Genomic DNA, 19,793 nt, shown 5'->3' on the forward strand with positions numbered 1-19,793 from the left:
GCTCCTGTTGCTCCTGTACCACCTGTGGCTCCGGTGGCTCCTGTTGCTCCTGTACCACCTGTTGCTCCGGTGGCTCCCGTTACTCCCGTATCACCTGTGGCTCCGGTGGCTCCGGTTGCTCCTGTATCACCTGTGGCTCCGGTTGCTCCTGTACCACCTGTTGCACCGGTGGCTCCCGTTGTTCCTGTATCACCTGTTGCGCCGGTGGTTCCCGTATCACCTCTTGCGCCAGTGGCTCCCGTTACTCCCGTACCACCTGTGGCACCGGTGGTTCCCGTTGCTCCAGTATCACCTGTTGCTCCTATTGCTCCTGTACCACCTGTTGCACCGGTGGCTCCCGTTGTTCCTGTATCACCTGTTGCGCCGGTGGCTCCTGTTGCTCCCGTATCACCTCTTGCGCCAGTGGCTCCCGTTACTCCCGTATCACCTGTGGCTCCGGTGGCTCCCGTTGCTCCCGTTGCTCCTGTCGAACCTATCGTACCATCAGGAAATTCGATTTCTATTTCTCCTCCACTGTATAGTTCAATTTCAATTTCCTCGACCTGAATCCAATCAATGACTTCTAAATAATCCTCAAGTTCGGATTCTCTTTCAGTTGAGTTATCGTTTTCATTGAATTTTAATTTGTATTTGACATCATTAAAATACTCGATTTCAATTTTTTTTATATTAGTAATACCCACGGCTATTATTACATCCATTAACTGAGCAAGTTTACTCAAAATCGCAACACCCCCATTAATTCATAGTATGTATTCCTATCATTTTTGTTTGGACTTAATGGTAATAGAATAGCAACACCCAATAAAATCCATTGACTATTCTTATATAGAAAGGTGCGGACAGTCACTATTAACCGCCCCACTCAGAAAGAGACGCTGCAGAACACAGCGCCTGTTTCCACGATCGAAAAATGCCGTTATCAATCCCCCTCTTCAAATTTCACTAATTTTCTCACTGTAAATTCGCAAGGTAGTATCCAATCCCGTACCCCCACTAAACAAAAAGCACTACCGCAAGGTAGCGCCAGATTATCTATATTTATTGTTTCGCTTTTCTTAAATCCTGCTCTGACGGTTTAACATACTTCATTGTCATTTGAAATGTATCATGTACTGCAAGCACTACAACGTTCTTGATCTGGTGGTTGGGTTCTGGGGTCACCGTAACTTAACATTATTAGAAGAGGACTCCCGATCTGTTCGCGGTAGTACCTCTTTTGGTTAATATTTAACGTATAGCCTCTTGTGCCTATAGATTCGTAAATTAAAAAAATCCATTCTAATGTTGTAACAGTTCAGATTGATTTTAAATTATTAATCCAAATAATTTGCCAAAAAGATATGATTAGCTTCACTTAATAAAAAAAAATTCATATAAAAAACCTGTACAAAGTGTAGGGTGTGCACTAGCAGCATAACTTTTTTCATCTGTCTACTTGACAGGGGTATGACCAGTGAGAGATTCAATTTTGTGGTTTTCTTGACGATTTGAATGAGGAGTAAATTAGGTCAAAATAACAAGTTACTGCCACCATAATTATTGACCACCCCGCCCATTGACATTCCTCTCCCCACGTAATAAAATATTTTTACGTAACATATACTTTGTACACGGAGGCTATCCACTCCATGCCACAAGAAAATGAGATCCAAGACAGCTACTACATCGAGTCCCCTGAGCAGGCGACTGTGCTGCTTAATCCGCTTCGCGGTGAAATTATCGCTCAGCTCTTAGAACCTGGATCCGCAGCAGAAGTGGCGCGAACCTTGGGTGAAACTGCTCAGCGCATCAACTATCATCTTAAGGCGTTGGAGAAAGCCGGCTTAGTACAGCGCGTTGGCACACGCCAAGTGCGTAATCTGGTCGAGGTACTTTACCGCTCTATTGCCAAAACCTTTGTGCTCGCCGAATCACTGAGCATGAAGCCAGAAACCTTGCAAAAGCTGAAAGATCAGAGCTCACTCGCTCATCTCGTAACCACGTCTGAGCGAATTCGCCGAGATGCCGTGTTGCTCATGGAGCAATCGGACGTCGGAGAAGTGATTCCAAGCGCTACACTGCAGCTTCAAGTTAAGCTGTGCACAGAACAGCAGCGGCAAGCGTTTATTGAGGAATATGCGGCAATGGTCCAACAGTTAGTAGAACGGTACTCCGGTGTTCAGGATCAGACTGAAGATGCCTACCATGTTTTACTAGCTATTTATCCCAAACCGAAAGAATGAGGAGGCTTATTCGATGAGTGAAGATCAAGACCTCAAGCAACATTCAAGTCTGCCGCAACAAGAGACAGCTCCTTCATCAGTTTCACCTGTAATCGCTTGGGAACAGTCACGAGAGCGCAGCTCCACGAATTGTTCCAACAGCAATGTCATTGATATCGACACGTATCGCCGGCAAGACTCCACTACGATAGATTCCGAAGCCACTGTTACCGTGCGCGAGTTCCCTTCTTTTCACAATGAAGAACCTGTTCGACTCATTATGGTTTCATCTGGTTTTGGCCAGAAGATTACGGTGCATGCCAATATGCCCCAATGCAAAGCCGCTTAATGGGCTGAACCATTTAATTATATGAATCCTTAACCTTGCAAAATATTTGTGTCCCCAGCTAGTTGGCTTTAGGAGATTAACTGGATTTTCTACATTTATTTTTGCTTAAAATCTCCTGTTTGGTGAAATCTTCCTTAATTAACGGGAGGAAATCCAGTTATTATGCAAAAGCACGCCATTTCGCTTAGATTAGCTGTATAAAATCCAGTTATTTTACAGTCGCGCCGTCATTTATAAACCCATTACAGAAAGGATGATTTCAATGAGCTTCATTCCTATGGTTGTCGAACAAACTGCGCGCGGGGAGCGCTCGTATGATATTTACTCCAGATTGCTGAAAGACCGCATCGTGTTCCTTGGTACAGAGGTGAATGATCAAGTCGCGAATGCGATTGTTGCTCAGCTTTTGTTCCTTTCCGCGGAGGATCCTGAGAAAGATATTTCTCTCTACATTAATTCACCGGGTGGTTCAACTTCTGCTGGACTCGCGATTTATGACACGATGAACTTCATTAAACCCGATGTATCCACGATCTGCGTAGGCATGGCCGCCTCAATGGGGGCAATTCTCCTCACTGCTGGAGCTCCAGGCAAAAGATTCGCCCTTCCGAATGCGGAAGTTATGATTCACCAGCCTTGGGGCGGCACGCAGGGGCAGGCGAGTGATATTCACATCCGTGCCCAACATATTCTCAAAACACGCAGCATCCTCAATCGTATTCTCTCAGAAACAACCAAACAACCGATCGAGAAAATCGAACGGGATACAGACCGCGATTACTTCCTAGAAGCTGAGGATGCACGCGCATATGGCTTGATCGATAAAGTAATTGAGCGCATCTAATCGATACTATCCTCTCTATAAATAAACACAAAAAGGGACGTGCCAGCGCACGTCCCTTTCGTGTTTTTACTCTAAAACAGTTGATCTTTAATAGTCTGTTGAAGCTTCCGCAATATCGGCAAAAGCCCAATAACTCTTCGCGACATCATCCCATGGCGATGTTGCAATGTTGCTACTCGGTTGGCGGCCGAGCCAGCGATTAATCATCGTAACAGCTTCCGCACGAGTGATGGATTGTTCTGGCTTAAATGACCCATCTGCATAACCTTGCAGAATACCGGCGCCTTGCACCTTGAGAATCGCCTTCTCTGCCCAGTGGCCTGTCAGATCGGTGAAGCCCTTGCCAGACGAATCGTCTGGAAGCAGGATAGCCGCAAGGCTTGCCATCTCTGCACGTGTAATTCGTTGATCCGGAGCAAAAGTTCCATCAGGATAACCGCTCATCAGCTTCATTGCGGAAACTTTGGCAATGGATTCCACTGCCCAATGCGTAGCGGTAACATCGGAATAATCAGCTTTATCTGCTTTCTCATCTTTTTTAATCACACGAGTTAGAATCGTTGCCATCTCTGCACGCGTTATCGCTTGTTCCGGACGGAATGTGCGATCCTCATACCCTTGGATGTAAGCACGATGTACTTCTGGCACAGCATTGAGCTGAACTAGTGAAAACGTACTGAACTTATTCACAGAGAATTGCAAGCCAAGATCACCTTCGGAAGAACCATAAGGCACCAACTGGCCACGCAGTAACTCCTTCGTTCCATCGCTATGCTCAACGTAAATGGCAAGGTTAGCAAGTTGCTCCTGGCTCAATTGTAAGCCATTCAGCGGCATAACAAGCTCAACTTTACGATTCTGCAAATTTGTTTCAATTGTCATCGGACGGCCGACAACAGTCACGCCTTTCTCGCCCGCAACAGCCAACACAATGGTCTCCTTGTCAGCTCGGCCATTAATGGCTTGCTTCGCAGTTGCATCTTTAATGGGCACAAAATGGAAGTAAATATCGTCCTGGAAACCTTGCAGTGACGACGCTGGGATCGTAACTTTTACGTTGTCCGTCACGATGCCCACATTGATATTTGCATCCACGAACAGCCCAGCCGCATCCTTCGGCAATGTAACGTTCACTTCGGATACTTCATCTTTTGCATCTGGAATGATGATGTTCGCCGTATTCAGTTTGGCTTTTTGAATAGCTTCCACTGTCTGTTTAGCCTGTGACGTCGTCAATTGAATCCTATCGCTTTTCGTACCATCAGATTTCAGCGTTCTTTCAATTTCAGCTTTGGACACCGAATCGGCATCTTTGGAACCCGGCGCTTTCACATCGACTTGAATAATATCTTTATTCGGCACTGAAGGTGAATCTGACTCTGGTGCTACAACAGTAACGCTGCCTGCTTGAAGTGTCTTCGTTAATTCTACAGCGTCTCCATCGGTCATTGTAAACTGCTGAATGTCCGTCACATCCGTGATGGTCAACGGCTTCACATCATAAGTCGTTGTGTTCTTAATTTTAAAACTAACCGTAAACAGCGTCTGACCGTTCACGAGTAGCTGATCTCCACCCGTTCCATCCACCCAGGCCGCTATCAAATAACCGTCTGTATTGTTATAAGTGCTATCAAATACCGTTGCTTGAGATCCGGCAATTTTCACCACTTCAAGCGCTGAGACATCATACGCCATTCGTAAGCCAAACGAACCTACGCCTGCTGATGCCGAGCTTAACATGACGGGAACATCCACGATGTTACCATGCTGCCCCTGAACCTTGCCGATTGAAACAGTCGCCGTACCCACCTGAGCGGTACCTAGTATCGTCACCTTACCTGACACTCTCTCGCTAATTTCCACTGGATCTTGTTCTTGAGTGAATGAACCACCTACAAGTGTAATAGGCGTATCGCCTGGTGTTGCAGTTGGTTTAATCGTGAAATTCATTGTAAAAACTTTTTGCCGTTCAAAAATAAAAGTGGTCGGGAAGCTCTCGGCTTTGACGTACACACTTCCTGTTACTGTTTCAGTAGTGTCGAACGTCCCGGCCTCCACATCATTCAAGATCGGCCCGACGAGCGTCAACACATCAGGATCATAATTCACTTTCATTGTATATTGCCAGAAACTATCGTCCGATGCTGTCTCGCCAGGCTGCATATACACAGCCACAGAAACCGTTTCGCCCGCATGACCAGAAGCGCTGTAAACGTCAGCTTGGAGAGGCAACGCACGAGTCGCGTGTACAACCGGCAGCAAGCTAATCATCAAGAACGCCATGATCAACAAGGCAACAACCATTTGAGAGACACGGTTCGCAACTTGCAGAGGGGATATCTTCACAATGGTCACACTCCTTTCCCTAGGTAAACGTTGAGAATAAGCTGACTGTCTATGGCGTCGACATCGCCGTCTTCATCCATATCGAGCGCTTTTTTCTGTTCGTCGGTCAGCGTAATTTTGCCTTGCGCATATTTCGTTGCAAGCAGGCTATCCGCCGGCGTGACGACACCATCGCCGTTAGCATCACCTTTCAGAACAGTTACTGGCCCGCCGACTAGGCTGCTGACTGGCGTACCTGCCGCAGTTCCGGAGGCTGCTATCGGCGTCACTTCGAAAATAATGTATTTACCGAACTGCGCCGCTTTCAACTTCAGCGTCTTAGCAGTCTCCCCAGCAATAGAGGTTTTGTTCAAGCCATCGGCATTATCGGCTGCATACCATTTGAAAGTTGTACCACTCTCAACGTCGTTGTCAGCGTCCGTATAATTGTAGCCCCCGGTCAGTGTCTGCGTAAGCATGAACGTGCCGTTAATTTTTGCTTCCGAAGCCGTCGGCGCAGCGTTTGGAACTACCGCAGTCGCACCTGTAAAAGTAACTGGTGTACCTGTCAATGTACCCGTGCTCGCCACTGGCGTCACTTCAAAAATAATGAATTTATTCGCCTGTGCACTTGTCAGTGTCAGCGTATTGTTTACCGCTCCAGTAATCGCGGTTTTTCCAGTGCCTGCCGCATCGGTTGCTGTGTACCATTTAAATGTAGTTACACCTTCGAGATCGCTATCTGTATCTCCATAGGTGTACGTACCGTTCAATGTACTTCCTTCTTTTAGCGTGCCCGTGAAACTCACGGCTGACGCTGTCGGAGCAGCGTTCGGCACTACCGCAGTCCCGCCCGTATATGTCGACGGTGTACCTGTCGGCGTACCCGTGCTCGCCACTGGCGTCACTTCAAAGATAATAAACTTATTAGCTTCCGCACTCGTCAGCGTCAGCGTATTGTTTACCGCTCCAGCTATCACCGTTTTCCCGGTACCTGCCGCATCCGTCGCCGTATACCATTTATACGTCGTTACACCTACCGGATCGCCATCTGCATCGCCGTATGTATAAGTACCTGTCAGCGTACTGCCTTGCTTCAGATCACCAGTAAAGCTAACGTTCGTCGCAGTTGGTGCAGCGTTTGAAGGCCCCCAGTTTACAACACGCACTTGGTTAGTCGTACTAGTTTCCAGAAACGTTACATAGAGCGAGCTATTAACAACACTCGGAAAAACTGAAGTAGCACTGTTCGTCGTAACCCTGTTCAATCCTTTTGTCGAATTACCATCAACAGATGTCCAAGTTGTTCCGTCATATTGTTTAACACGAACCTGATTGGTACTTCCTTCTTGCCAAGCTACATATAAATTGCTATCAAAAGCAACCAGTCTCGGTGTATAAGCATTTTGACTTGTATTGTAATTAAGTCCGGTTGTTTGCGTGCCGCCGTCTACCAACGTCCAGCTCATACCGTCGTATTTTTTCACACGAATCTGATTTTTTTCACCAAAAGCAACGTATAACTCGTTGTCGTAAACTGCTATATAAGGAATATATGCGCCAACAGCAACATCCACATTAAGCCCTGTGCCTGCATTCCCATCAACAAAGCTCCATGAAGAACCGTTATACGCCTTCACTCGCACCTGCGATACCGTGCTGCCATTCTCACTCCAAACCACATAGAGCTTTCCATTGTAGACAGCCACTTCCTGATTTTGGGCCGCTTTCGTGTTGTCCTTGTTCAGCGAGGTGCCCCCATCCGCTAGATTCCAGGTGGATCCCCCCGCGTAGACCTTAGCTCGAATTTTGTTTGTACCGTCGCCACCCGTTTCGTCCCAGATAACATACAACGCGCTGTTATACACAACGAGCTTCGGATTTCTCGCATTTGTAGGACTATTTACATTCATGCCAAAATCGCCATCACCGTCAATACGGTTCCATGATGTTCCGTTGAACTTGGCCACGCGTAGCTGCCACCAGTTAGTCGAAGCCTGCTCCTGCCAAGCGGCATAAAGCTCGTTGTTAAATACAACCAGATTAGGCGTTGTCGCTTCGCGTGAAGCGTCTTTATTCAGCGGTGTGTTATTATCGGCCGTCACCCATTCGCCATTCGTCATCTTCTTGACACGAATTTGATTCTTGGTGTCATATACCTCCGCCCAAATAACATAAGCCGTACCGTTCCAATCTACCATCCTTGGACTGCTTGCATTTTTCGCCGTATTGTAGTTAATACCCGTCGTTTCCGAATTACCATCTACGAAATTCCAAGATTCCGCGAACGCAATCGTGCTGTACATCATAATAAATGAAAGCGACAGCACCACAGCAAAAATCATACTGCAACTTTTTTTCCACGTTTTCAACCTAAAAGTCCCCCTCTAGAACTAAGTGAGATGCACTCTCCTGACCTTGTTCAAACAGCCAATCGACATGTTTCAACAAAAAGTCATGTCATGTTTATCATTCTAAGGCTGTTGTCCTGGCAGGCATAGTGACGAAAAGTCACTCTTTTCTCTTAATTACAATGTGAGGGAGCGATAAATTGAAGTATAATGAAATTCTAGTGTGGAGGGAGTTGAACCAGAACATGTCTAACGCTTTACAAATTTTAATCGTGGAAGATGACGCCTTGTTACGAAGCGGACTGGAGCTTATTATTGCGTCCGAAGCGGATATGGAGGTTTGCGGAATTGCACGGAATGGAAAAGAGGCACTGCAACTCCTCGAAACAGCCCACCCTGATCTAGTACTCATGGACGTTCAAATGCCTGAAATGGACGGTTTGGCCTGCATCCGGGAAATTAGGAAACGCAATGCCGAACTGCCGATTCTAATTTTGACGACTTTTAATGAAGAAGAATATATTTTTCAGGGCCTTGCGGACGGAGCGAATGGTTATATTTTGAAAACATTGGACTTTGAAAAGCTGGTTCAAGCTATTCGTGACACCGTCAACAAGCAGTTTATCCTGCCATCACAAGTGGCCGCCAAAATTGCCCAGTATGCCGCAACAAACAGTCAATTTATGAAAGAAAAGCGGTTGCAGCTTTTTTTCGAAACCGACCAATCTTTTACCAAATCAGAACGTCCGATTATCGAACTACTGCTACAACGATTGTCCAATAAAGAGATTGCCGACAGCTTGTTTCTCACCGAAGGAACGGTCAAAAACAAACTATCGACTATTTACATTAAGCTAGGTGTACAGAATCGGCAAGATGCCATTCGCAATTTAGAGACCAACCTCTTGAATTAAGACAGCACAGGCAGGATACAGTAAAATACGCTCCCGGCCCCTTTCTCGCTGCTGACTCCAACCTTACCGTGATGCTGTTCAACAATCTCTTGTACAATAGCTAAGCCAAGCCCGCTGCCGGTTTCATTTTTATCGCGATTGGTGTAGAACCGGTTAAATACAAGCGCCTGTTCAGCTTCTGATAAACCCTTGCCGTAATCTGCAATTTCGAGTATGAACACATCTCCCACGCCGCTTGACTCCGCCTCGACCCTGCCTCTGAGTTCAATAACATGACTGACATCTTTACTGAATTGCACCGCATTGCTTATTAAATTTTGCAGCACCCGGAGCATCCGAAACGTATCTATCCGCAGTTGCACTGGGGGGTCCCCACTAGCAATACCGGTTAAAGCAGCATGCAAGATTACCCCTTCATCAGCTAGATCGCCTTCAAACTTGCGGTGTATTTCCTCGAACCAAGACGAAATATTTACAACCTCATATTTAAATGCAGTCTCTCGCGACTCCAGCTTAGACAATTCGAACAGATCATCCACCAAACGTTTCACATAAGACGTCTTCTCCAATAACTGCTCCGTAATATGCGTATTATCCTTGCCCATCGGCAGCTTCCCTTGAGCCATCAACTGCAGCCAAGTCTGTATGCCAACTATTGGCGATCCTAGATCATGTGCGATATTGGCCAGCATTTTGGTTCGTCGCTGATTCGCTTCATGCAGACTTCGGGTTCGATCCGTCACTTTCACTTCGAGCAATCTATTCGTCTCGCCTAGCTCTTCCACCAACACATCGTTGCGCCGAGAAAGCCGGACGTATCGATGCGAGACGATGATCGCCTGCGCCATCACAAACGGTACGATGCTGTAACTTAGAAGTTCAATTGTCTGAACAATTCGCAAATAGTATAACGTATCATTAATAACTGCACATAAGATGAGAAGCAAAGCTACCAGATGGATCATGGCCCCTTCCCGTTTGCGCACACAAGCCTTGAGGCCAACGTACAGGGTAAAATAGAGCAGGATCCCTCCCTTAAGCACGCTTTGCAGTACCATTGACTCTGTATAAATACGGGCAGGCGTCACACAGATGAACAAGAACAGACCCGCCGAGACGAGTATAGCAATCCTTACCATACCTTGATGGACTTCCTTGGGATACAAGCTCCTCATCAGGAAGACAAGTGTGATCAAACCGAGGACCTCACTGATATATTCTAGCTTCGTCAGCCCTTCCCAATCCTCTAGATGCAGCAGTTCGGCAGACAAATATCCGTTGATAAACATCGTTCTCATTGAGATAAAAAGAGCAATTAAGCCCACAAGTAAGGTGGCGAGGTCTCGTTTGCGCATGCCCCACACGATGAAGTGATAGATGCCAATCATTAGAAAACCGCCGATAACAAAGATATCATAGAGCAACTCTTTTAAAATCCCTGGAATTAACGCATCCGTATCGCCATACGTAATTTCCCGTGTCATGCCGCCCTCACGGAAAGCGTAGTTAGATACTTGGAGGACGATCTCCACAGTTTGCTGTTTGGGTTCAAAAAAGACAAGATTAATATGAGATCTCGGCTGTTCTTCCTCCATACTGGCGCCCACTTGGCCAAGTCCCGGCTTTTCGATGCCATCAATCCACAAACGGTATGCGCTCCCAATCGCCCTGAGAAATAAGGATTTATTCTTGCCCACGTCGGAAGCCGGCACATGCAGAACCATCCGATACGTGCCGAAACCGTGGCTGGACATGCTCACGCCGTTCACTATACCGTCTGGCCACGAGGAAGGTACCTTCATATAGGAAGGCTGTAAGTCGGTCTGTACAAAATCTGCAGGCTGAAGCCACTGTTTCCAGTAAAACTCCCAGTCCCCATACAAAGGAATTACAGCCTGATCCCCTGTCCCCTTGTCCTCTATTTCCAGAACGCCTTTCTGAGGCTGATGCGCGACTGCTTCCACTGCAGCTGCTGAACAGACTGTCGTCAGGCTCATCATAAACAGCATAATTACAAACACGATAGCGGTTAACACAATCCGCTTCTTCAACTATTCATCAACCGCCTTCTCACTGTCACCTAAAACAAATCTTCTCTAACTCCTGTTGCGACCGCCCGATCCCACTTCATAAAATACTCATACCGCCCAAACCGCGTCAGTGCTTCCTGATCTGGCAGCCAAACCCATTCGTCAATTTCCGTCTGACAGCGGTGTGCACGGAATGCCGCGAGCTTCGCTTCGAGATGTGCATGTACGTCGATTCGTGCAATTTCCCTCAGTGTGTAGCCAAACCGCTCCGGCCGCGCCATCGCGTCGCCGAATGAAATGAAATACAGCGAGCCCCGCTGTCCGGTGCGCTGGAAAGCCGCCGTCGTCGCTTTACCAATAGCGCAGTGATCGGGATGTCCACCCAGCACTTCGTGAAACGTCAGGACAACATCCGGCTGCAACTCCTCAATCAGCGCCGCTATGCGCGTGATAAGGCTCTCTTCCTCGACGAATTCCACCGTTTTATCGCGAATATCCAAAAAGATCAGCCGCTTCACACCTAAATGCCCGCATGCCTCGTTAAGTTCAATTTCACGGGCTGCCGCCATGGTTTCCCGATTAAGATATGGCGGGTTCCCCATGCGCCGTCCCATATCGCCCCGCGTCGCGCTCACGAGCGTAATCTCAACGCCCTCTCTTGCATATTTCGCCAGCGTGCCGCCGCAAATGAACGATTCATCATCCGGATGCGCGAAGACTGCGAGTAATCTTTTGCCTTTGTTAGCTGTTGTATTCATTCCGGAAATGGCTCCTTTCCCAGATGCAGCGCCACATTCATTCTGCCTCGGTCATCATATCCGGCTAGCAGCAAGCGCCCCTGCTCGTCAACTTCATAATGCGTAAGTGCCTCCATGCGAAGCCAGCCATGCCCATCGTAACGGACCGCCGCCCGATAAGGCCCTTTCCCTGCGATGAAAGCGTGTGTCACACTCACCTTGAAATTACGAACAAACATATAAGACGTTGCTTCACTATGTACATAAACATCAGACCCCACAAAGGTCTGCAGTTCTTTTGCTACCTGATTTTTATCTATGATGTTCATCTCCATCAACTCTCTTTTCAAACAGGATTTTGTTGCCCCTATACTGTAACATAAGTTTGTACATTTAACGTAGAAAAACGCTTCTAATTGATCAACAATAGCTCAGACATACTTCGCTTCAAACCCGATTCGTGCACGCTTTTATGTTGAAAAAACTGCCCTAAAAGTAGATACATCTACTTCCGGACAGTTATCTTGTTTATCTGAATGCATCAAACGTAATAAGCAGAACGTAAATCGAGAAATAGCGATAACTCTTCCTATATCATTCTTATAGACGACGTATCCCATCCCGGGAAACGGTCAATTTCTCGTATCCATCTTCTGTAATCAGATACGTATCCTCAACACCAACAACGCCCCGCCCAGGGAAGGTGAACTTGGGTTCAATTGCGATGACCATGCCTGGTGCCAGCGGGTATTTGAAGCCTTTGGCGAGGACGGGTAACTCGTCAATTTCGAGCCCGATGCCATGACCAAGGAATTTCACTTGGTCAGCGCCGTACCCCATGAAGTGGGCGCTCAGCCCAGCTTCCTGCACTTGATCCAGCGCGAGCAGATACAGATGCTCGGCAATTGTGCCCGGCTGCAGCCTAGCTTCCGTGGCACGGAGGACCTCCTCCGCCACGTCATAGGCACGCTGCAGCTCGGGGTCTAGATCGCCGATCACGAGCGTACGCGTCTGATCGATCAAATACCCGTCGATGGTGCAGCCAATATCGACGAGAAGCGGTTCGCCGCGCTGAATCAGCGCGCGGCCTGAGCTCTGCGGGCTGGACGGGTGAAGCCCCGTGCCCCCGGCCGGCCCGTCAAAATAGGTGGGCACCGCTGCCGATGCGCCTGATGCGACCATTCCGGTGATTAACTCGGAATTGTAAGCGCGCATGCGCATCAGCCCTTGGTGCCCGCGCAATCTGAGCTGATGCTCGATGAGCGCCATCAGCTCAAACTCCGCCATCCCCTCACGAATGTGGGGGATGACCGCCTCCAGCGCGTCGTCGACGACGCGCGCTGCCGCCCGAATCGCCGTGACTTCGTCCGGCGATTTGATCATGCGCTGCTCTCGCACGAGCAGCGAGCCGTCCTCCCAGACCGCGCCGGGCAGCGCGGTCTGGAGCTTCATGTACAGCTGGACGGGTAACACGTCCAGCTCTGTCGCTACGCGCAGCCGCTCAGCCGCCGCTGCATCAGCGCTGCCCATGCGAGCGCGCAGCCGCTCGCCGAGCGTCTTCCAAGATCCGAGCGCTTCTACGGCCGCTGCCGCTTCCTCCTCCGCTCGAACCAAACTTCGGCGAACGAGATAGATCGCTTCGCCCTCCGTCGGAATAAACAAATATCCCGTCTGCATCGAGCCACAGTAGTAATATATATCAACATTGTGCGTGACCAAGAAACCTGACCACCCGCGTTTACGCATCTCATCTTGCAGCCACCGCTGCCTTTGTTCAAAAATTGTCATCACCATCGACTCCTATACGCCGTAGATTAACACCTCACCTTCACATTATACATGGAAATAACCATTGTCGCTCTAACCTCACTCTACCTCCACTAGCTACTTCTATATACATCACTAATAAACGAGATCTAACATTACTCTCAGAGAGATAACACTGCAGAATTTCGCTTTTAAGTCATCCAAATCACTGGGGTTGTAGATACTACAGAAGTTTGTTAAACAAGTTGCCACAGTTGTAGATACTACAGAATTTCGTTAAACGAGTTGTGTTAGTTGCTGAAGCTGCAAGTTTTGTACGATAAATTAAGCCAACAAGAACCTGAAGGCCTTCGCTACACCACCCCCGATAAAATAGATGGATTTTCTGTATCTAATTCATCCCCTTTTGGGCCCATTTGCAGAATAAAATTTTCTCCAGCTATTTACGTCGATTTTTGTGGATTTGAATAGTTTGGACGGAATTACCTGTACTTGTTCCATTTATATTCAAATAAACACCTATTTCGCTCGAAATAGCTGTATGTTTTCCAGTTAAAAGCCGCTAGTTAAGCCCATCCCCTCGCTTGTCCTTTCTGGTCTGGTCAGGTCAGGGCCGAGCCGGTTGGATTGGAGGCGGTTGGGTTGGGTTGGGTTGGGTTGGGTTGGCTCTCCTTTCCTTTCCTTTCCTTTCCTTTCCTTTCCTTTCCTCTGCCCTGATCTACTCTTATCTGAACTTATTTACTCTTGTGTGGTCTTATCTACTCTTGTGCGGTCTTATCTACTCTTGTGCGGTCTTATCTACTCTTATCTACTCTTCTGTACCCTGGGCCGCTCTACTCTGCTATCATCTTGTCTTGCCCGGCCTTGTCTTGCCTATCTCCTCTTCGCCTTACCCCCCCCTCACTCCCCCTTCGCCACCCCCACCTCAATAAACCATCTCGGCCGCAGACTTAATCGTCCACGTTATCGGCTGCAACACCGTATACGTCCGCGGAAACACCAACCGAATGAACATAATAACACCAGGTCGTTCCAAGGTAACGGAGTAATCCTGACTGTCATCACGATACGTATAGGGAAATATTTCGCCTTCATTAACAATCTTAAATAAGTCTACCACCACCGCGCTCTGCAAAAATGTATCCGACAAGGGCTCATTCTGCGCATTCAAGCGTAAGTTGGCCTGCAAATAGGCCATCGCAGCCTCCCTTGCTTTCGTCTCATCTATGGCATGAATCCCTTGTGCTAGCTTCCCTTCATCACTTTGTTGAGCAGCCGCATGCACGGCATTGTTCAGCCCGTGTTTTCCTTGAAATACGGTATGCATAGCCAACTCTTCATCCGTCTGAAGGCCGTACAACGACATGAATACAACGCTCATTAATACCATTAACAGCAGCTTATACACGCCATTCCCTCAACTTTCACGGCTCTCACGGCACATATTCACTCATCTTCATGCCCGTCGCACCCATTCGATCGGATGCCAGCGGCACCGAAATGCCGACAAGCCCATCAATGACAAAAAGTCGCTGATACGGATACGTAATCGTTAACCTCAAGCCTGTTCCTCGCCAGACCGGTGCACTTGCGTCCATGCCACTAATGCCTGAATCGGTAGCCACTGCATAGGCAAGTTCATCAACCATAAACCCTCTTTCCGCCATACGCTCCCTGGATGCGGCAATCATTGCTGCATTGATATACCCATGCCTGCCATTCGCACCGACCTCGAGCAGATAATCGACTTCCTTTTGCAGCACCGCCTGCCGAACAATAATAATATGCTTATACACTGGCGCGAACATGAACCAACAGAGCATTGTCGCAAATAGAATAAATACCAGAATCTGCTTCATGGATTAATCCGCTCAATAGATCCACTAATCCTAGCCCCGCTATTGCTTACCTGTTTGCGAGTTCCTGTATTTCCCCCAACGACATCCATATAGATGCCGATTACTACAATCATCAACAGCACTGCTACTAGAATAGACCTCATACATATCCTGCCATCTCTATGGGGTAAGTGCTGTAATATTCGTATTCGCAGTCGTCCCGTGAGTCCCGATATTTCTTCGCATTCCTGTTGAGCCATCATTAATAATCGATGTAAACAATAAAGCCACTACGATCAACATCATCACCGTTACCAAAATATTTCTCATTTTCTTATTCTCCCATCGCATGTTAGTTAAGTGCATCAAATAATCGTTGCCCTTCGGCGATCCACGGGTACATAAACACCCGAAATGTATTTAGAATCGGCAGTCCCGCAAGTACAAAAAGCACATACGATACCGTTTCCTTCTTACTGTCGCGAATCAATTCCATCTTCTCTTTGTAATCCTGAATACGTTGCTTCAGCAGGTCGTAGTAGCCCCCATGTTCATTCAGCCTGAGCGCATTCAACGTTTCGCCAAAACTATGAGCTTCTTCGGTTCCCAGCCTCTTTTTAAAAAGAGTAATCGCCTCTTCGGCCCCTTGGTACCATTCATTAAGCAGCAGCTGCACATGAGCTCGAGTGGATGTCGTCTGACCGACACATAAGGATAATTTATCATGCAGATTTAATTTCGAATCGTTATAGTATAAGAGCTGTCGACTGATTGCATAAATATCCCGTACGATGCGCTGTGATCGCTTTTCTTTGAGCTGGGCTAGTACTTTGCCATCCCATATAAGAAAAATCGACACGATAGCCGCTCCAACTAATACGTATGCAGGCTGTATGTTCAATGCGATCCAAGGACGCTCGATGGCCGCATATCCCATACCGCCTACTAGCATTATTCCTGCCAAAAGTAATCTTCTTGCTCCCTCATACAGGATTGCATTCAGCCAAATCCCACATCCCAATAACAACTGGCGCTTCGCCTCCACCGCTTTCGTATTCATGCCCAGCATTTTATACAAAAACGGGGGGAATTCAGCCTCTTTGAGCGTACTCTTTACCTGTAGGGACCGCCATCTTCTCTTGCGCGCTGGTATGTACCTTAAACCTTGGTAAATCATCATCATAAATAGTATAAATAATAGCAAACGCGACGCGTACTGCAGCATTATCAGCTGGGTATTGACCATAATCAAAGGGATTCACCACCTCACATTCTTCGCATCGACAAGTAGATCCCCATCAGAAACGACACAAAAATTAGCAATAAGGCATCCAAAATCATATTCCGACCCTCAGGATCGATCACATAATATAAATAAGCGTTATCTGCGTTTACCTTAAAGTTAATCCACATGAATAAGACCAAGAATCCAATTGGTGTAAAGTTAGCGATTCGAATTTCCAACAGTCGATTGCGTTCCATTTGATCAAAACGCTGTGCTTTGCGCATGTCAGTGATCAGCTCCTTCAAGCTTTCCCCGACATAACTTCCCTCCTTCAAGGCCACTCGCATAATCCCTGTAAAATAGTCCGCCCAGACGTGACCCAGGGTCAGGTTGAAAATGCGCAAGCTTTCTTCCGTATCTCTTTGCGTCATAAGATGACGGTATAATTGCTCGAAAACAGGCTTAATCGGGTACAGGATACGATTTTCCTCAATGCAATACTTCAGTGCGATTTTCATATTCTGATTAGGATCCATCATATACGATTGAAAAAACACTTCAACAGCAGGTAGGAACTCAAGTCTCGTTCGCAAACGGACGCTTACCAGTTTCAGACGAAGCAGCAAATACGGCAGCGAGGTGCCAATCATCGTCATAATAAGCGCGCCTTTGAAGGTTTGAAAAAACACACCACCAGCCAACAAGCCAACTAACAACCCTATCAAACTTATGGTGAGCACAGCTTGCAAACTTAATCTAGATTCGACGGATTCCAGCAACTCCTTCATATGCTTAACCCAGCCCCATGTCTCCATATAAGTAGTGATCCTCGCGCTAACGGCAGACCGCTTTACATAGTGCAGCCTAATCCTAGCCTTGTGTTGTCTAATAACTAGTTCCAGTAGCGCTCGAAAACCGACATAAATGAGCACAAATAACAACAAGAGAAAGACATATTTAGCGAAAATCACGGCTCATATCCGCCTTCTTCCCCTTCAAGTTCAATAAATCCGTGCTTCTTCAACAGCGAATGCTGTATGGGATTCCCCTTCTTTATTTTCCGCGATGCATGATGCGACAATTTCCCGGGAAATGACCATTTGTCTGTCGAGTTGTCATAACATGCTAGATCCGTGACGAAAACGCATTCATTCTCGTAACGGTATTCGACGATTCGCACAATCTTTCTTTTCCCGTGAGCAACCCGCATTTCAATGCCGATATGTGTCACAAATTCCGTGATTCTTTTCGTCAAACGCTTCGAATCCATCCCTCTACCGTCCAGCATACACATATCAGTAATCGCATCGGGTACATCTTCCAGCTCACTCACATGGACCGTCGTCAAACTGCCTTCATGACCACGCGTACAAGCGCGAACATATAAGTTGGCATCTTCATCCCTTATTTCTGTGTACAATGATAAGATGCTTATAGATTGCAAAATAACTCATTTTCACTCGCTTTGTGATATAATATACATAACGATTACAAAGGGAGTAAGTCGCATGCCCGAACAAAACATAGACACATCTAGGCTGCCCAAGTTTAACCACTACACCGAAGCTGTAGAATACTTTGACCGGTTCGGTAAACTCACATTCTTCGGATGGGTAGGACGTAACAGGCAGATGGCTGTGTACACGTTCCTGAGGAAGAATGGCGTGGAGTACTTTGTGGATATTTATGAGGATGGCGAAGTTGCGGTGAGGTTGAAGAATAATGTACAGGATTTTTGAGGAGGGTTAGATAATGTTAAAAGACCTGAAAGATCGTTTTGATGAAGTGCAAGAATATTACATAGTGAGCGAAAAAGAATTAGAATGGCTTATTCAACAAGCTGAGAAAGCAGAACGGTATAAAATAGCTCTCGAAAGTGTATACAATGCACCTGCAAGAGAGACAATGAGGAATTATGCCGAAAAAGCATTGAAAGAATAAACACAAAAAAACCTAGCAGGGATACTTTCCCTTACTAGGCTTTTTTTGCGACCGAGATACCTCGATCCCTATACATATATTACAATTTATTGGTTGACTTGTCTACAGTAGTTTCTGTTCTACCATAATTGCATGTACACGGTCTAACCAAGTACGCGCCCACACACCATCACCATCGTTTAACTTTGCTTTGTTGTACATAAATTCCGCTTGGTTTTTCACAGCGAAACAACGTTCAATCTGAGCCTCTAACGTCGATTGTTTTCTCTCGATGTCCATTTCTATTGTTTTAATGTCAGACCGCACACGGCTCATGTCGATTGCCGGGCATGCTTTCGCCTGCAGTTCATTATGTCCCTTTATATCAACGATTGGCAATACTGCCTTTACAGCCAATATAGCAGCATATAAGGCGATTCGATCCAACTCAGTAAACGTATCGTATAAGAAATTACCTTCCGTACATATATGAACGGTATACCCGTTATTATCCGACACGCCATACACGAAGTCTAACAGATCGTTAGTCTGGTATATCTGCCCTTCTTTACAGTAGACGTGATACGGCAGCCCCGGCTCGCCTTTGACGTGTATTGACGTACCTTCGATATGATTCTTCGCATGTCTAGCTGCATCTGCTCCAAGTGCCTTTAAAGAGCCCGTATGATGGACTACAATCGTTGTGATTTGTTCAGGAACACGTTCGCCGCACAATTGTTTCCACGAGTAATTTTTATTTTTAGGTAGTTCATCTGTGATATCTTTAATCGGTTGTAAACTATACCCTGTCGTTGTCAATAGTGAAAGATTGCGTATTGGCATCTGTCTGCCCTCCCGTAGTTGGTGTCTCTGCTACTTGGGGGTGGATGAAAAATCCCGCCAACGATACAGCACCCATGATTAAATCTGCTCCCAGGTCTATGGCAGCATCAGGTATGTCGATGTGGAACATTTGCTTTGCTATTAATGCAATAAGTGTGAGTATTGGGATGATCAGCTGCTTATTAAATTTCTTATCCACCTCTCAAGCCTCCTTTTTTATCGCACCCGGTGCGTACCCACCTAACACAATGCTCGCCGCGTTCTTGAGTTCATCCGATCCATTTGCCATGATTTCGGCGTAGTTGAATCGCACCCATGCGGCGGTGTTGTCGAGGCATTCCCACCACTTCACTGGATTGTCTGAATTTCCTTCGCCTTCGTCCATTTCGAACAATTTCATCAGCTCCTTTGTGTAAATTTTCGCTGTTTTTGATACGTAGAAAAGA

23 protein-coding genes are annotated in these 19,793 nt (G+C 46.9%); 6 read left to right on the forward strand and 17 right to left on the reverse strand.

The genetic code is table 11. The features are described from left to right. A partial coding sequence (locus A8708_RS11545) for a hypothetical protein (RefSeq protein ID WP_204787515.1) occupies nucleotides 1-701 on the reverse strand: 701 nt, incomplete at its 3' end. A 930-nt stretch (nucleotides 702-1,631) separates the two neighbouring features. Between A8708_RS11545 and A8708_RS11550 the strand changes: the two genes are divergently transcribed. The 3 genes from A8708_RS11550 to clpP all read left to right on the forward strand — a co-directional run bounded on the left by A8708_RS11550 (nucleotide 1,632) and on the right by clpP (nucleotide 3,397). Further along, nucleotides 1,632-2,225 (forward strand): ArsR/SmtB family transcription factor, encoded by a 594-nt coding sequence (locus A8708_RS11550; protein WP_068663620.1) that lies wholly within the window; start codon nucleotides 1,632-1,634, stop codon nucleotides 2,223-2,225. A 13-nt stretch (nucleotides 2,226-2,238) separates the two neighbouring features. Beyond that, nucleotides 2,239-2,553, forward strand: coding sequence for a hypothetical protein (locus A8708_RS11555; RefSeq protein WP_068663621.1), 315 nt, complete (start codon nucleotides 2,239-2,241; stop codon nucleotides 2,551-2,553). Nucleotides 2,554-2,815: 262 nt separating this feature from the next. Beyond that, nucleotides 2,816-3,397 carry an ATP-dependent Clp endopeptidase proteolytic subunit ClpP gene (clpP, locus tag A8708_RS11560; RefSeq protein WP_068663622.1) on the forward strand — a complete coding sequence of 194 codons (582 nt, stop codon included), beginning with the start codon at nucleotides 2,816-2,818 and terminating at the stop codon, nucleotides 3,395-3,397. A gap of 87 nt (nucleotides 3,398-3,484) precedes the next feature. Here clpP and A8708_RS11565 read toward each other — a convergent pair whose 3' ends face one another. Together A8708_RS11565 and A8708_RS11570 are read right to left on the reverse strand one after the other, a co-directional pair. Beyond that, nucleotides 3,485-5,743 carry an S-layer homology domain-containing protein gene (locus tag A8708_RS11565; protein ID WP_068663623.1) on the reverse strand — a complete coding sequence of 753 codons (2,259 nt, stop codon included), beginning with the start codon at nucleotides 5,741-5,743 and terminating at the stop codon, nucleotides 3,485-3,487. 5 nt (nucleotides 5,744-5,748) lie between these two features. Beyond that, a complete protein-coding gene (locus A8708_RS11570) occupies nucleotides 5,749-8,094 on the reverse strand; it encodes a dockerin type I domain-containing protein (protein ID WP_068663624.1) in 2,346 nt (781 codons plus the stop codon). Nucleotides 8,095-8,318: 224 nt separating this feature from the next. Here A8708_RS11570 and A8708_RS11575 point away from each other — a divergent pair, with 224 nt between their 5' ends. After that, nucleotides 8,319-8,987, forward strand: a complete 669-nt coding sequence (locus A8708_RS11575) for a response regulator transcription factor (RefSeq protein ID WP_068663625.1) — start codon at nucleotides 8,319-8,321, stop codon at nucleotides 8,985-8,987. Here the strand turns inward: A8708_RS11575 and A8708_RS11580 are convergent. The 11 genes from A8708_RS11580 to A8708_RS11620 all read right to left on the reverse strand — a co-directional run bounded on the left by A8708_RS11580 (nucleotide 8,984) and on the right by A8708_RS11620 (nucleotide 18,004). Then, nucleotides 8,984-11,038 carry a sensor histidine kinase gene (locus A8708_RS11580; RefSeq protein WP_068663626.1) on the reverse strand — a complete coding sequence of 685 codons (2,055 nt, stop codon included), beginning with the start codon at nucleotides 11,036-11,038 and terminating at the stop codon, nucleotides 8,984-8,986. The two genes, A8708_RS11575 and A8708_RS11580, sit on opposite strands and share 4 nt — an antisense overlap. 29 nt (nucleotides 11,039-11,067) lie before the next feature. Further along, complete coding sequence (locus tag A8708_RS11585; RefSeq protein WP_068663627.1) at nucleotides 11,068-11,775, reverse strand: PIG-L family deacetylase; 708 nt, start codon at nucleotides 11,773-11,775, stop codon at nucleotides 11,068-11,070. After that, nucleotides 11,772-12,083, reverse strand: coding sequence for a DUF1806 family protein (locus tag A8708_RS11590; RefSeq protein WP_068663628.1), 312 nt, complete (start codon nucleotides 12,081-12,083; stop codon nucleotides 11,772-11,774). Before A8708_RS11590 ends, A8708_RS11585 begins: the two co-directional genes overlap by 4 nt. Nucleotides 12,084-12,354: 271 nt before the next feature. After that, nucleotides 12,355-13,542 carry a M24 family metallopeptidase gene (locus A8708_RS11595; protein ID WP_239696640.1) on the reverse strand — a complete coding sequence of 396 codons (1,188 nt, stop codon included), beginning with the start codon at nucleotides 13,540-13,542 and terminating at the stop codon, nucleotides 12,355-12,357. A 904-nt stretch (nucleotides 13,543-14,446) separates the two neighbouring features. Next, the gene (locus tag A8708_RS11600) at nucleotides 14,447-14,902 is read right to left on the reverse strand and encodes a hypothetical protein (protein ID WP_239696642.1); all 456 of its coding nucleotides are present in this window, start codon (nucleotides 14,900-14,902) and stop codon (nucleotides 14,447-14,449) included. A gap of 52 nt (nucleotides 14,903-14,954) precedes the next feature. Next, a complete protein-coding gene (locus tag A8708_RS11605; protein ID WP_068663631.1) occupies nucleotides 14,955-15,380 on the reverse strand; it encodes a hypothetical protein in 426 nt (141 codons plus the stop codon). Further along, entirely contained in the window at nucleotides 15,377-15,523 is a 147-nt protein-coding gene (locus A8708_RS35350; RefSeq protein ID WP_157264690.1) for a hypothetical protein, read from the reverse strand. Before A8708_RS35350 ends, A8708_RS11605 begins: the two co-directional genes overlap by 4 nt. A gap of 16 nt (nucleotides 15,524-15,539) precedes the next feature. Further along, nucleotides 15,540-15,689, reverse strand: coding sequence for a hypothetical protein (locus A8708_RS35840; RefSeq protein WP_167355879.1), 150 nt, complete (start codon nucleotides 15,687-15,689; stop codon nucleotides 15,540-15,542). Nucleotides 15,690-15,711: 22 nt separating this feature from the next. After that, the gene (locus A8708_RS11610) at nucleotides 15,712-16,419 is read right to left on the reverse strand and encodes a hypothetical protein (protein ID WP_204787516.1); all 708 of its coding nucleotides are present in this window, start codon (nucleotides 16,417-16,419) and stop codon (nucleotides 15,712-15,714) included. Nucleotides 16,420-16,625: 206 nt separating this feature from the next. Beyond that, the gene (locus tag A8708_RS11615; RefSeq protein ID WP_157264694.1) at nucleotides 16,626-17,399 is read right to left on the reverse strand and encodes a type II secretion system F family protein; all 774 of its coding nucleotides are present in this window, start codon (nucleotides 17,397-17,399) and stop codon (nucleotides 16,626-16,628) included. A gap of 152 nt (nucleotides 17,400-17,551) precedes the next feature. After that, nucleotides 17,552-18,004 carry a CpaF/VirB11 family protein gene (locus A8708_RS11620; protein ID WP_239696643.1) on the reverse strand — a complete coding sequence of 151 codons (453 nt, stop codon included), beginning with the start codon at nucleotides 18,002-18,004 and terminating at the stop codon, nucleotides 17,552-17,554. 88 nt (nucleotides 18,005-18,092) lie between these two features. Here A8708_RS11620 and A8708_RS11625 point away from each other — a divergent pair, with 88 nt between their 5' ends. Continuing rightward, nucleotides 18,093-18,323: a hypothetical protein gene (locus A8708_RS11625; RefSeq protein WP_068663633.1), complete on the forward strand. Its 231-nt coding sequence runs from the start codon at nucleotides 18,093-18,095 to the stop codon at nucleotides 18,321-18,323. 13 nt (nucleotides 18,324-18,336) lie between these two features. After that, nucleotides 18,337-18,525, forward strand: coding sequence for a hypothetical protein (locus A8708_RS11630; RefSeq protein ID WP_068663634.1), 189 nt, complete (start codon nucleotides 18,337-18,339; stop codon nucleotides 18,523-18,525). 102 nt (nucleotides 18,526-18,627) lie between these two features. On the opposite strand, the gene A8708_RS11635 is transcribed toward A8708_RS11630, so the two are convergent. From A8708_RS11635 to A8708_RS11645, 3 genes are read right to left on the reverse strand one after another with little or no spacing between them, the layout of a single operon-like run. Beyond that, entirely contained in the window at nucleotides 18,628-19,347 is a 720-nt protein-coding gene (locus A8708_RS11635) for a peptidoglycan recognition protein family protein (RefSeq protein WP_082927434.1), read from the reverse strand. Next, the gene (locus A8708_RS11640; protein WP_068663636.1) at nucleotides 19,304-19,546 is read right to left on the reverse strand and encodes a hypothetical protein; all 243 of its coding nucleotides are present in this window, start codon (nucleotides 19,544-19,546) and stop codon (nucleotides 19,304-19,306) included. The genes A8708_RS11635 and A8708_RS11640 overlap by 44 nt, the downstream gene beginning before the upstream one ends. 3 nt (nucleotides 19,547-19,549) lie before the next feature. Continuing rightward, on the reverse strand, nucleotides 19,550-19,741 hold the full coding sequence (locus A8708_RS11645; RefSeq protein ID WP_068663637.1) for a hypothetical protein: 192 nt from the start codon (nucleotides 19,739-19,741) through the stop codon (nucleotides 19,550-19,552). Nucleotides 19,742-19,793 lie beyond the last annotated feature (52 nt).

The organism is Paenibacillus oryzisoli, assembly GCF_001653565.1.
Lineage (GTDB): Bacteria > Bacillota > Bacilli > Paenibacillales > NBRC-103111 > Paenibacillus_E > Paenibacillus_E oryzisoli.